At 32.5% G+C, this 12,625-nt stretch carries 11 protein-coding genes; 6 read left to right on the forward strand and 5 right to left on the reverse strand.

What is annotated here, in order from left to right; all coding sequences use genetic code 11:
* The first annotated feature begins 58 nt into the window (after window positions 1-58).
* The 3 genes from ACFWV9_RS07765 (at window position 59) to ACFWV9_RS07775 (ending at window position 3,193) form a co-directional block, all read left to right on the forward strand.
* Window positions 59-1,189: a helix-turn-helix transcriptional regulator gene (locus ACFWV9_RS07765; RefSeq protein WP_411894681.1), complete on the forward strand. Its 1,131-nt coding sequence runs from the start codon at window positions 59-61 to the stop codon at window positions 1,187-1,189.
* A gap of 118 nt (window positions 1,190-1,307) precedes the next feature.
* Window positions 1,308-1,700, forward strand: a complete 393-nt coding sequence (locus ACFWV9_RS07770) for a hypothetical protein (protein WP_411894682.1) — start codon at window positions 1,308-1,310, stop codon at window positions 1,698-1,700.
* A gap of 5 nt (window positions 1,701-1,705) precedes the next feature.
* Complete coding sequence (locus ACFWV9_RS07775; protein WP_411894683.1) at window positions 1,706-3,193, forward strand: alpha/beta hydrolase; 1,488 nt, start codon at window positions 1,706-1,708, stop codon at window positions 3,191-3,193.
* A 215-nt stretch (window positions 3,194-3,408) separates the two neighbouring features.
* Here the strand turns inward: ACFWV9_RS07775 and ACFWV9_RS07780 are convergent, their stop codons facing one another.
* Window positions 3,409-4,998 (reverse strand): ELWxxDGT repeat protein, encoded by a 1,590-nt coding sequence (locus ACFWV9_RS07780; RefSeq protein WP_411894684.1) that lies wholly within the window; start codon window positions 4,996-4,998, stop codon window positions 3,409-3,411.
* A gap of 238 nt (window positions 4,999-5,236) precedes the next feature.
* Between ACFWV9_RS07780 and ACFWV9_RS07785 the strand changes: the two genes are divergently transcribed.
* Window positions 5,237-8,116: a histidine kinase gene (locus ACFWV9_RS07785; protein ID WP_411894685.1), complete on the forward strand. Its 2,880-nt coding sequence runs from the start codon at window positions 5,237-5,239 to the stop codon at window positions 8,114-8,116.
* A 1-nt stretch (window position 8,117) separates the two neighbouring features.
* Window positions 8,118-8,855 carry a LytR/AlgR family response regulator transcription factor gene (locus ACFWV9_RS07790; protein ID WP_411894686.1) on the forward strand — a complete coding sequence of 246 codons (738 nt, stop codon included), beginning with the start codon at window positions 8,118-8,120 and terminating at the stop codon, window positions 8,853-8,855.
* On the opposite strand, the gene ACFWV9_RS07795 is transcribed toward ACFWV9_RS07790, so the two are convergent.
* Genes ACFWV9_RS07795 through ACFWV9_RS07810 form a run of 4 tightly spaced genes read right to left on the reverse strand, consistent with a single transcriptional unit; the run spans window position 8,852 to window position 11,434 of the window.
* Window positions 8,852-9,757: a TIGR01777 family oxidoreductase gene (locus ACFWV9_RS07795; RefSeq protein ID WP_411894687.1), complete on the reverse strand. Its 906-nt coding sequence runs from the start codon at window positions 9,755-9,757 to the stop codon at window positions 8,852-8,854. The two genes, ACFWV9_RS07790 and ACFWV9_RS07795, sit on opposite strands and share 4 nt — an antisense overlap.
* A 60-nt stretch (window positions 9,758-9,817) precedes the next feature.
* A complete protein-coding gene (mnmD, locus tag ACFWV9_RS07800) occupies window positions 9,818-10,492 on the reverse strand; it encodes a tRNA (5-methylaminomethyl-2-thiouridine)(34)-methyltransferase MnmD (protein WP_411894688.1) in 675 nt (224 codons plus the stop codon).
* Window positions 10,493-10,494: 2 nt separating this feature from the next.
* The gene (locus ACFWV9_RS07805; protein WP_411894689.1) at window positions 10,495-10,953 is read right to left on the reverse strand and encodes a hypothetical protein; all 459 of its coding nucleotides are present in this window, start codon (window positions 10,951-10,953) and stop codon (window positions 10,495-10,497) included.
* A complete protein-coding gene (locus ACFWV9_RS07810; RefSeq protein ID WP_411894690.1) occupies window positions 10,931-11,434 on the reverse strand; it encodes a DUF4920 domain-containing protein in 504 nt (167 codons plus the stop codon). Before ACFWV9_RS07810 ends, ACFWV9_RS07805 begins: the two co-directional genes overlap by 23 nt.
* A 117-nt stretch (window positions 11,435-11,551) precedes the next feature.
* Here ACFWV9_RS07810 and ACFWV9_RS07815 point away from each other — a divergent pair, with 117 nt between their 5' ends.
* Complete coding sequence (locus ACFWV9_RS07815; RefSeq protein WP_411894691.1) at window positions 11,552-12,622, forward strand: branched-chain amino acid aminotransferase; 1,071 nt, start codon at window positions 11,552-11,554, stop codon at window positions 12,620-12,622.
* The last annotated feature ends 3 nt before the right edge of the window (window positions 12,623-12,625 follow it).

Genomic DNA, 12,625 nt, shown 5'->3' on the forward strand with positions numbered 1-12,625 from the left:
GACCAAACATTCGTAAAGGCAACTTCAAAATGACTACATACTCAGCATATCAAGGATTATGGACATAGGAACTATTGTAATCATACTTCTACTGGCTATTGGCTCAATTCAAGGATTAATTTATGGATTTATCCTACTTAAATCGACTAAATATAATAGGTTGGCTAATAGAATATTAGCAATAATTCTACTTTTACTCTCTTACCGTCTTTCTATTCAAATAATGAGGTTATTTGGTTTAGGATACTATGATAGTTGGTATTATATTATGATAGACATAAGTTGGGTCTATGGTGCGCTTATCTACTTTTACACAAAAGCACAAACGCAATCTAATTATAAGTTTCCAAGGAAAGATTGGATACATTTTCTTCCTGTAATAATTCAAATATTCTGTAGCGTTTTTGTGAGACTTCAGAATTTATATTGGGATGGTACAAAAGAAAGTTTGTCATGGTTAGGATATTATGGTTATGTAGTTTGGATGAACAATTCAACCATTTATATAGTATCAAGTATTTTAATTATTGTGTATTCCTACAAATCTCAAAAACTATTGAATTCAATAAATGAAAAATTTGAAATTAACACTACTAAATTGGTTTGGATTAAACGTATTATAAAATCATTTTTGGTCTATTTTTCATTGGTTTTATTTGTTCTTTTAATTGACCTGGTGATTTATAAATCCGCAAACGATGGTTCTTATTTTTACTTTACACGATTTTATTACTATCCTTTCTTTATAGGGATTGCCATTATAACATATTGGATAGGACTAGAAGGTTTTTCTAGACGAAACGACCCAGAGCTTACTATCAAAACCATCATTAATCCTGAAGAATTAGAACGACTTAAGGACATTTCTAGAAAGCTTGAAAACGCAATGGAAAACGATAAGCTATTTAAAGACCAAGAACTTTCACTCAATAGTATTGCAGAACAGTTAAATATTAGACCGTACCTTATTTCAAAAAGTCTCAGTGAGGTTTATAACAAACGATTTAATGACTTTGTAAATGAATACAGAGTAAAAGAAGTGCAATCACTTTTGCAAAATTCGAATAATTCAAAATATACTTTGCTCAGTATCGCTATGGACGCAGGTTTTAATTCAAAGTCTTCATTTAATCGTGCCGTGAAAAAGCAACTTGGTATTTTACCAAGCGAATTGAAGATTAAAAAGTAAGGTGTCAATTCTCATAATGACCCAATTTTAATGGATTAAATAGGTTTCAATTTGCCATTTGAAACTATTTTTAAATATCAAAATTATAGGTTTGTATCAAATCAAAAAACCTATAAAAATGAAAATTATTTATGTATTATTTTTTAGTTTATTACTATCAATTCCTATTAGTGTGAGAGCCCAAGCTACAGATATTGACTTAAATGTTTTAGTTGGTAAATGGAAACTCGATATGAGTCCGCAGGATAAAACAGATTCAAATTTCGCTATGATGAACATCACTAAAATTGAAGGTAAAACATTCAAAGGTGAATTCTATCGTGAAGGTGTAAAAATCAGAAATGCTCAAATTAATACACAATTAGATGTTATTTATGGTGCTTTAGTTTCAGGCGATAACTCAGGTATTTATAATACTACTTTCTATTACAAAGATGGTGTTTTGCACGGTACAACGCATTCTATAAACAAGAATTTTTTAGCAGTGTGGACAGCAATTAAAAGTAATTAAAGCCTATGAAATCTCACTTATATTTAATGGCGCTTATTTCTGTTTTAATAAGTTGCAAATCGACACAAAAGACAGCAACAGAATTTGTTCCGACTTTTTCAGTTTCTAAAAAAACTACTCACAAAATTCCTGAAGGAAAAGACTATACTTTTGGATATTTAGAAGTTCTCGAAAACAGAAATAACCCTAACGGCAATAGGATAAAGTTACCAATATACATTTTCAAAAGTCGAAGCAAAAACCCAAAACCCGACCCCATTTTATATACTGTTGGTGGTCCTGGTTATACTTCTATGCGTGCATCAAAATATATGGAATACTACAAGTATCTTGATGATAGAGATTTTATTTTATTCGAGCAAAGGGGTACTCAATACGCAAAACCAAGTTTAGATTGTCCCGAATGGGCAAAAGCGGTTTATCAATCTAATTTTCCAAATTTTGATCCTACCAAAACTGATAGTCTTTTTCAAAAAGCAGCCAAAGCGTGCAATGAACAATTGCGCAAAAAAGGAATTGACCTAAACTATTACACAACAAACCAAATTGCAGCCGATATTAATGACTTAGTAAATGTATTGGAAATTGAAAAATACAACTTGCTTACAATGTCTTACAGCACTAAAATCGGGCAGGTTTTAATACGAGATTATCCCGATAAAATCAGAAGTGTTGTGATGGATTCACCACTACCATTAGAAGTAAACTATGATGAAGAAAGCGTGAAAAATCTTTTAGAAACTATTACAAAGTTGCTTTCGGATTGTGAAAATGATGAAAAGTGCAACTCGTCCTTTCCCAATATTAAAAACCGTTTCTTTAAGTATTTGGAAGAAAAAACTATAAATCCACTACAAGTAGAAATCAAGAATCCAAAAAATGGAAAAATCGAAACGTTTTATTTGAAAGGTGAAGATTTGATTTCAGTTTTTAGTTCTGCGTACACTGGTGATGTACCTAATATTCCTTTTGAGATTGACAGACTATTAAATAACGACTTGACATCTGTTAAAGAACAACTATCCTATCTTTTCCAAGAACCTGGAAAAGGTGTAGGCATTGGAATGCGTTTATCTGTATGGTGCGCAGAAGAAAACCCATTCAATTCTTTAGAATTAATCAAAGAAGAGACAAACAAATATCCCGAATTGAAAGGGTTATCACCAGCAGTATATGATAACGAAATTTGCGAAATATGGAGCGTTAATAAGGAGTCTGAAATTGAGAATAAGGCTGTAAAAAGCGATATACCTGTTCTTTTAATAAGTGGAGAATATGATGAGTTGACGCCTATTAAATGGGCTGAATCAATGACTAATAATCTAGTTAATAGTTATCACTTGATTTTTAAAGGTTGGAAACACGGCCCAACTACCAATTGGAGTAATCAATGTGCGATGGAATTAGCTAACAAATTTTTCAATAACCCGAATGAAAAACCAAACGCTGATTGCTTTGAAAAAATTGTAAGTCCTGAATTTAAAACGGAATAAATAACTATTTACAACACTATATATAATTAATTGCTATTATTTACCCTATAACAGTCCCCTATTTCTGGTTAAAAAAAAGCCCCTCAGATAAATCTGAGAGGCTCGCCCTAACTTTAAAACTATCTAAACAATAACCATATGATTAAAAAGGTTATGGTATAGAAAACGGTTAAAAAAAGTTCTAGTTTATATTTTTCAAAAAGGCGATACAAAAATTATAGTTTCATAAGTTTAAGTGTTTCCTTTTTATCTTCAGAATACACATTGACCAAATATAAACCAGTACTTAAATCCTCAATTTTGTATTGATCTTGCAATCCATAAAACTGTTTTACCAATTTTCCATTAATATCATATACAAGTACATCTTCAATATTTAATTGCGTTGAGATTGAAAAATAATCTTGCGATGGGTTGGGTAGTAGTTTTATTTCTGAGCTTAATTCAACATCATCTGTTGAAAGAGCTGGATCAACATACTTCCATAATTCTCTACCCACTGAACCATCATCTGCATGGAATAATAGCTCTCCATCAACATCCACCAGAAATCTAGGTGCACTACTACCAGCCCCAGGATTAATATCGGCAATCATAACAGTACCCACTGAAGTTCCATCAGTAATCCACAATTCTTCACCATTTGTACCGTCATCTGCGGAAAAATATAGATTGCCATTATATTTTTTAAAAGATACAGGACTACTTGAACCATTTGGATTAAGGTCTTTAAAAAGTCCAATACCAAAAATACTTCCATTAGTTCGCCATAATTCTTGACCATTAGTTCCATCATCAGCATTGAAATAGGTGTATCCGTTATATGATGTAAATCCTGAAGGGTTACTGCTCGCAGTACCAGGATTGATATCTCTATATAATATGACACTTTCATTGGTTAACATATAATATAATTCAGTTCCTGTACTATCGTTCGTGGCACTAAAATAAAGCCGATTACCTACCGCATGGAAATTACTAGGATTACTATGACCTCCTGGATTAATATCAGCGACCATGTATGTGCCAGCTGATGTACCATCAGTTACCCATAGCTCTCTTCCACTTGAACCATTTTTGGCCGTGAAGTAAAGCTTATTATTAAACTCTACAAATTCTTCAGGATCGCCAAAACCAACTGGATTTAAATTTTTCAATAATCCTGTTCCAGAATATGTGCCATCCGAAACATACAGTTCGCGATAACCTGCAGGACCACTCGCCGAAAAATATACATTACCATTAAAAGCAAATAAGTGTTCAGGATTACTACCACTTGCAGTCGGATCAATCGAAATAGTATTATTTGATGTATTTATTGGATCAGAAATACAAAGTTCATTACCTGTACTGTTGACATAGGCGTTACAAAAAATAATACCGCTGTTATCGCAAATATCTGTTGGTCTGCTACTCCATCCCGTAAATGGCGAAAAATCATGAACCAACATTGTGCCAACGGCAGTTCCATCAGTTTTCCACAATTCCGTAACAGTTGTATCATTAACACCAGGTCCTCTGGCACTAAAATAAACCTCATTAGTAACAGAATTTAGTGTAAATCCTTCTGGTTCTGCCCTACCGATACCTATATTTATCCAGAATGTTCCAGAATTGGTTCCATCAGAATAAGATAGTTCTCCTGCAAAACTCTTGAATAGAATCTTGTTATTATATTTAAACAATTCGGTATTAATATTTATACCATTTGGGGCTCCACTCATTATATCCCTTACTAAAGTGACCTGAGCAAAACCAAATACCACACTGAAAAACACAGCGAAGAAAAGTAGATTTTTTTTCATAATAAATAAATTTAGAGTTTTGTAAAACTCCATATTATCTATACTCAATGCTTGTTTTTATGATAAGTGGATAGTTTTATTTATTCGATTAAAAATTATCGTTTAACATAACTGGTACTCCTCATTTATTAATTGGGCAAATACAAAAGAAAAGTGTATCAAAACTGCCAATATGTGCGTAAGATGAAATTTGATAAGGGCTGGGAAAAGGCTATATTTATTGATATAATATAAATCTTTGAAAAGACTATACCTTCTCTTCATATTTCATTGCATTGCAATTTTTGGGCAAGATCCTTATACAATAAATTATGGCATAGAAGAAGGATTACCAACATCTAACGTTTATTCGGTCTTTGAAGATAATGATGGATTCCTCTGGTTTGGAACCGATGTTGGAGTATTAAGATATGACGGCTATACCTTCAAGCATTTTAGTACAGATGACGGACTTTCGGATAACGAAGTATTTAATGTTTACCAAGATTCTGAAAACCGAATCTGGTTCTTAACTTTAAACGGCTCACTATCTTTTTTAAAGGATGGTAAATTCTACAATACAAAAAACAATACACTCTTAAACGAAGCGTCACATGACAAACTTGTTGTTGATGCCTTTGAAATCTATCATTTCCTGTTTATTCTATATCGAGACGGACAGGTTAGAAAAATAAATTTAGAGACCAATCATATTGAATCCTTTAAAACACCTGCTACTTTATTTGGGTATTGGATTGATGGCAATTACCCTATTTACCTTACTCTAGATTCTGTTTTAGATCATAACATGAAGCTCTTACATTCTTTCAGTGACCAAATGAACCCATATTTTGCCTATAGAACAGTAGATTTTAAAGGTAAGAAGTTATTTGCCAATAAAATTGGTTTGTTAGAAGTTAAAACCACTGGTATCGTTGAGCTTTACAATCCTGAAATAAACGAAGATATAATTGACTTAGAACAAATTGATAATAGACTTTGGATAGGCACGCGAAATGGCTTGCTGATTAAGACAGAATCTAATATCGAAAAATATTTTCAAGGAGATATTATCTCAAATAGTTTAAAAGATAGGCAAGGAAATTATTGGATTACTACATTGAATAATGGAATAAAATTTATCCCTAATTTTAATTTAAAGCAATACGATACTTTTAATGAACGTATTAAAATAACCTCCCTAAAATTTGATGACACAAACAATTTGTGGATAGGTTCAGAAAAGGGTCTGTTTAATCTAACTAATGAATCTGATAAATTAGTAAAACCATTTAACAATACTATAGAAGACGAGTATATCAAAAATATTAGTTCTATTCCCAATAATATTGTTGTTACCGGCAATAACAAATCTTTCATTTTAGATAAAAATGAAATTAAAACTTATGGATTTGGGGCAAACGACTTTCATTATAACGGATCTCATTATTTTATTGCTTCTTCAATGGTATACAAGTGTTTGCCAAGTGATGTGGGTAAAATACCATCGTTAACAAATAACGAAGAAAAAAATAAACATAAGTATAAAGACTACAATATCTTTAAAAGACGAACTAATGTTTTAGAATCCTTTGATGATCGTGGCCTCTTCTTCGGGACAACCACAGGATTATTTATTTACAAGAACGATTCAATTTATCGCATTAACCAAGAGGCTGAAGAGCTAAACTCTTCTATACATGATATCCATTTTAATAATATAACCAAAGAATATGTAGTAGCTACGAATTCTAAGGGTGTGTCTGTTTTAAAAGGAGGACGTATAAAGCATCATATTTCAAAGAAACAAGAGTTATCTAGCAATACTTGTTATGTCATCAAACCCTTTGGTGAAAGTTTACTCGTAGGCACAAATAAAGGTCTTGACGGTATAGAATTTCAAAACGATCAGATAAAAGTAACGAGTTTAAACCGACTGCTTAGAATCGATGAAGAAAAGATTAATGACATTGCCATAAATGATTCATTAATATACCTCGCCACCGATAAGGGATTATTATCCTTTGATTGGTCAACTATTAAAGCAAACAACGCAGTACCTAGTATTGTAATTCAAAATGTTTTAATAAATAATACTAAGCCTACTGATCTTTTTAATCTTAAAAGTTCAGAAAATGATCTAAGCATTGGGTTTACTGGTATATCATTTTCAGATTATTCCAAACTCAACTATCAATATAGAATTAATGATGGTCCTTGGAACACCACCAATAATAGAAATTTAGAAATAAAAAACTTAAGTAGTGGATCCCAAACCATTGAAATTAGGGCAAAAGGTAAAAGTGGTATTTGGAGCATATCAAAACAAATACATCTAAAAATAAATCCACCATTTTATAAGACCTTACCATTTATACTTATAGTCATAATTGCACTTCTTACTTTACTCTATTTTATAATTGGAAAACGTATTGCGTCTCTTAAAAAAGGTTTTAACAAGGAACGCAAGATGTTAAAAGCTAAACAACAGCAAATACAAATTGAAAAACAAATGCTCGATTTAGAGCAAAAAGCATTGCGAATGCAGATGAATCCGCATTTTATATTTAATGCACTAAATACGATTAAAGGATATTATTCTGTTGGCAACCTCAAAGAAGCCAATAATTATATTACCAAACTATCAAAACTATTGAGGCTGATTTTAGAAAATGATGAACGACTCATAAGTATTGAAAAAGAACTAGAAATAATAACCTTATACATAAAACTCATTCAACTTAGATATGTAGATGTTTTTGATTATACCATAAACGTTGATCCTTTAATTGATAAGTCAGAAATAGGTATACCAAGTCTTATTTTGCAACCCTTAGTTGAAAATGCCATTATTCATGGATTAGCACCAAAGGAAGAAAAAGGATTACTAATAATTTCTTTTAAACTTGGAGGAGATAAATTAATCTGCAGTGTTGTAGATGATGGAATTGGATACACACATTCATTAAAAAAGAACAAGACCAATAATGACACTACATCTAAAGCTCTTAAAATAACTAAAGAGCGCATTGATATTGAAAACAATTATGACGACGAAAATAATTTTGAAATAAAAGATGGAGAAAATAATATAGGCACTAAAGTCTGCATTAAACTACCCATTTTAAAAGTTTGGTAATATGAAAGCAGTAATCATTGAAGACGAAAAGCAGGCAATTGTGGCTTTGCAACAGGAATTAAAGAATAACTGTCCTGATGTTGAAATTTGTGGTAGCGCCTCAACTGTAAAATCAGGATTTGATCTCATTACTGAAATACAACCTGAAATCGTATTCTTAGATATTCAATTAAAAGATGGTACTGGTTTTGACTTACTTGAAAAACTTAATACTAAAAACTTTAAAGTGATATTTACTACGGCATACAGTAAATATGCCATTAAAGCCATTAGAATTAGTGCATTAGATTATCTCCTAAAACCCATCGACAGTTCACTATTAGTTGAAGCTGTTGAAAAAGCAAAAAAAATCGATTTAGAGAAAATGCAACAACAAATTAACAGCTTAATTAATAATAGAAGTATTGACCCGCTACGTCAAAAAATAGCATTACAAACAACCAAGGGCGTATTTATGTACGAGTGTAGTTCTATTTTAAGAATTCAATCTGATGGCAACTATTCAAAAATATTTTTAGAAGGAGATAAAAAAGAAGTTGTCGCTAAAACATTAAAGGATTTTGAGGAAATACTTCAAGATTCAGGCTTCTTAAGAATACACCATTCTCATTTAATCAACCTACAACATCTTCAAAGCTATATAAATAAAGACGGTGGGTATGTAATTCTTAATGACAAGACCACCTTGCCTGTCTCAAAAAGAAAAAAACCGATGTTATTAAAAGTGCTAAGTAATTAATTCAGTAAATCTTCAAGGGCAGGATTTAGATTTGCGTACTCAAAATGAAACCCCTTTGATTCTATTTTTTGGGAACTCACACGCTGACTCTCAAAAAGCAAAATATGCATCTCACCAAGAATTAATTTCATTAGTGCTTTTGGAATATTTGGAAATATTAACGGTCTGTGTAACACTTTTGCCACGGCTTTAGTAAGTTCAGTATTAGTAACTGCATTTGGGGCAACACCATTATAAACACCTTCCAATTTATGTCTCAAAACATGTGTAAAAATACCAGCCAAATCCTCTACATGAATCCAACTTTGCCATTGTTTACCATTTCCAAAGGCTGCACCTACTCCAAGCTTTATTGGTCTTACAATTTCGGGTAATGCGCCTCCGTCTTTAGCCAAAACTAATCCAATTCTAATTTTCGCCACCTTACACCCTAAATCTTTAAAGCCTTCTACTGCGTCTTCCCATTGTTCTACGACCTTCCCTAAAAACGAATCTGAGTTTTGATCGTATTCTTCATCATAATAATTAGTAAAACTCGATGGATAAACACCAATTGCGCTAGCCGAAATAACATGATCAATCTTGTAATTATGAGCTGTTATCGTATCTTGAAGTAATTTAGCGGTCTTTGTGCGACTCTCTAATATTTCTTTTTTGTAGATATCAGTCCATCTTTTTGATATTGATGCACCTACTAAGTTAATAATAGTTGAAACATCTTTGAAACACTTGTGGTCAATTTCGTTATTGTTTGGATTCCAATAAAAGCCTTTATAATTTGCTTCGTTTGCTAGCTTAGATTTTGATGTCGTTAAGTAATGAATATTAATACCTGTTGTATGACATTGTTTAACAATCTCCTGTCCTACTAATCCTGTCGCACCTGTTATTAAAACCGTCATCTTGCTTTTTTTGTAAAGATACTAAAGGCACCAATCGTAAGAATAGACTTTAAATAGGATTTAACGTTTTATGGCTCGTAACATTTCGCGTTTTCCGGGAGGGCCAGGTAGTCTTTCAACCTCAAAACCTACAGCTTGCATAGCTCGTCTTACGCTACCCTTGGCTGAATATGTAACCAAAACTCCATTGTTTTTCATTGCTCGATACATTATTTTAAATATATCTTTTGTCCACAGATCTGGTTGAACACGAGCACCAAAAGCATCAAAATAAATGATATCAAATTCATTTTTTGCTTTTATTTCCCTAAAGAACTTTTGTTGTTTCTCTAATTTGAAATTTGAAGTAATGTTTGTGGTGACTTCCCAATCTATCTCATGCATCTTGCTGTATAATGAAGCATGGTTTTTTGATATTAAATCAACATAATTCAATTGAATAATCTCATCCATTGAAACAGGATAAGCTTCAACACCAACATAGTCAATATTAAGGCTCTGTTTTTCAGCGTCAACTAAAGTCAAAAATGCGTTTAAACCTGTACCAAAACCTATTTCTAATATTGTAATAGGTTCAGGTTTTTGGTTGTAATGAGAATAAAAAAGCAAACCATGTTTAAGAAAAACATGGTTTGCTTCGTTAATCGCTCCGTGAATGGAATGATATTGTTCGTTCCATTCTTCAATTTGTATGGTTTTAGAACCGTCTGCTGTTGTTATTATTTTGCGCTTCAAACCTATTGAATCAATAGTTTTTTGATCTTAGGTATCGGTCCTGTACATTCTGTTTTATGACATGCCAAGCAGTTATTAATAGCATCGTTATAACGCGCTCTTAACTCTACATTAGACAAGGTGTCTGCTACAGATTGTTGTGCTTCAATAAATACGTTGACAAAACTATTCCAAACTGGTGTTCTTGCATGACCATTGCTCATTTCCGCAGAGTGCAACTTCATTAAATCTAAAGGCATTATAACTGGCGTTTCGCCTTTTATAATCTGTTGCTTTAATTGCACATTATAGGCATACATGGCATTCATAAAATTGGCCATTTCAGAAGGCCTGTATATTTCATATTCTATCTTTTCTTTTTTTGGTTGTTCTGCAACATTCTCCTCATCTTTACAACTCGAAAAAATGAATACAACCGATAGAAAAACTATTAAGAATCTATTGTTGTAAAAGGACGCCATCCGCTTCAAAATGGTATTCTAATTTAGACTCTGTTATTGCTTCAATCTCTTCTTTAGACTTACCAGCATCTTCTGCATAATGTCTTAATTCATCTACTGAAGTTTCAGCAACATAAGCTTTACCATTAATAACGACTTCACCTTCTGCGTTTAATGGCATAAAGAAGCTATAGTCTTTAAATTTTACCATAATGGTATTATCTCCTCCTGCATCTAAAGTCATCCAACATCCTTTTTTAGAGCATACCTCAACAATTTTTCCCTTCATTTTTGCATTAACTGTATCACCAGCCTTTAGCCCCTTGTAGTGCTCCATCATGCGGTCAGTAGATAAGGCATCATCATCATTTATTTCCATCCCAAACGTAGCATAGGCTAATTCATCTTTTACAACCTCTACTTCGCTTTCTAATGTTTTTGCTTCATTCTTACAAGAAACAATTGCTAAACTAAGTGCGAAAATCCAGATTAATTTTTTCATTTTATTAATATTTTAATTGATTTGTTGTCGAGTTGCAAATTTACGAAATTTAAAGAAATATTACCTTTTTTTAACGGTAATGATTGCTTATTTTTGCTCAATAAATCCAACGTTTTTATGGCTATTACATATTCAGAAAAAATACATATTGAAAGGTCTAAAACATCAAAAATTGATAGTGTAGATTTTAGTAATCTAGCATTTGGTAAAATTTTTTCAGACCACATGTTTGTTTGTGATTATGAAGATGGTAAATGGCAAACACCTAAAATTGTGCCTTACCAAGGAATTACATTACAACCGTCTTCAAAGATTTTTCATTATGGACAATCTATTTTTGAAGGCATGAAAGCCTATAAGGATGCTGATGGTAGTGTTTTTCTATTTCGACCTATTGATAATTGCAAGCGTATGAATATTTCAGCCAAGCGATTAGCTATGCCAGAGATTCCTGGGGAATATTTTATGAACGGTTTAAAGGAGCTACTTAAATTAGAAAAGGATTGGATACCTACTTCAGAAGGAAGCGCACTTTACATACGTCCGTTTATGTTTGCTACAGGTGAAGGATTTCATGCTTCTCCAGCAGATGCCTATAAATTTGTAATTGCATTTGCCCCGTCAGGACCTTATTTTTCAGGTAAAGTTAAAGTTCTTATCGAAGAAAAATATTCGCGTTCTGCAAATGGTGGTGTAGGTTTTGCGAAAGCCGGCGGAAATTATGCTGGGCAGTTTTACCCAACACAGTTAGCAAAAGAAAAAGGATTCCAACAAGTTATCTGGACAGACGATAATACTCACGAATATATTGAAGAAGCTGGTGCAATGAATATTTTTGTCCGCATAAATGACACCTTGCTTACTGTACCAACAAGTGATAGAATATTGGATGGTATTACAAGAAAAAGTATCTTAAAAATTGCCGAAGACGAGGGTATAGATGTTGAAGTACGTAAAATAAAAGTAACTGAACTTATTGAAGCCTCTGAAAACGGAAGTTTAAAAGAACTTTTTGGTGCTGGTACTGCAGCTGTGGTTTCACCAATTTCTGGATTTGGATTTAAAGGCGTAAACTATGAGTTGCCAGAACTAGATAACACCTATGGTGAACGTCTAAAGAAGCGTATTACAGACATACAAACCAACCAAGCTGAAGATCCTTTTGGTTGGCGCATAAAAGTCTACTAAGAC

It is taken from the genome of Winogradskyella sp. A2 (genome assembly GCF_046762865.1).
Classification (GTDB): Bacteria; Bacteroidota; Bacteroidia; order Flavobacteriales; family Flavobacteriaceae; genus Winogradskyella.

Excerpts from the sequence above, each read along its gene's own strand:
- ACFWV9_RS07765 (WP_411894681.1), top strand. The coding sequence starts at position 59 with ATGGACATAGGAACTATTGTAATCATACTTCTACTGGCTATTGGCTCA.
- ACFWV9_RS07770 (WP_411894682.1), top strand. The coding sequence starts at position 1,308 with ATGAAAATTATTTATGTATTATTTTTTAGTTTATTACTATCAATTCCT.
- ACFWV9_RS07775 (WP_411894683.1), top strand. The coding sequence starts at position 1,706 with ATGAAATCTCACTTATATTTAATGGCGCTTATTTCTGTTTTAATAAGT.
- ACFWV9_RS07780 (WP_411894684.1), bottom strand. The coding sequence starts at position 4,998 with ATGAAAAAAAATCTACTTTTCTTCGCTGTGTTTTTCAGTGTGGTATTT.
- ACFWV9_RS07790 (WP_411894686.1), top strand. The coding sequence starts at position 8,118 with ATGAAAGCAGTAATCATTGAAGACGAAAAGCAGGCAATTGTGGCTTTG.
- ACFWV9_RS07795 (WP_411894687.1), bottom strand. The coding sequence starts at position 9,757 with ATGACGGTTTTAATAACAGGTGCGACAGGATTAGTAGGACAGGAGATT.
- ACFWV9_RS07805 (WP_411894689.1), bottom strand. The coding sequence starts at position 10,953 with ATGGCGTCCTTTTACAACAATAGATTCTTAATAGTTTTTCTATCGGTT.
- ACFWV9_RS07810 (WP_411894690.1), bottom strand. The coding sequence starts at position 11,434 with ATGAAAAAATTAATCTGGATTTTCGCACTTAGTTTAGCAATTGTTTCT.
- ACFWV9_RS07815 (WP_411894691.1), top strand. The coding sequence starts at position 11,552 with ATGGCTATTACATATTCAGAAAAAATACATATTGAAAGGTCTAAAACA.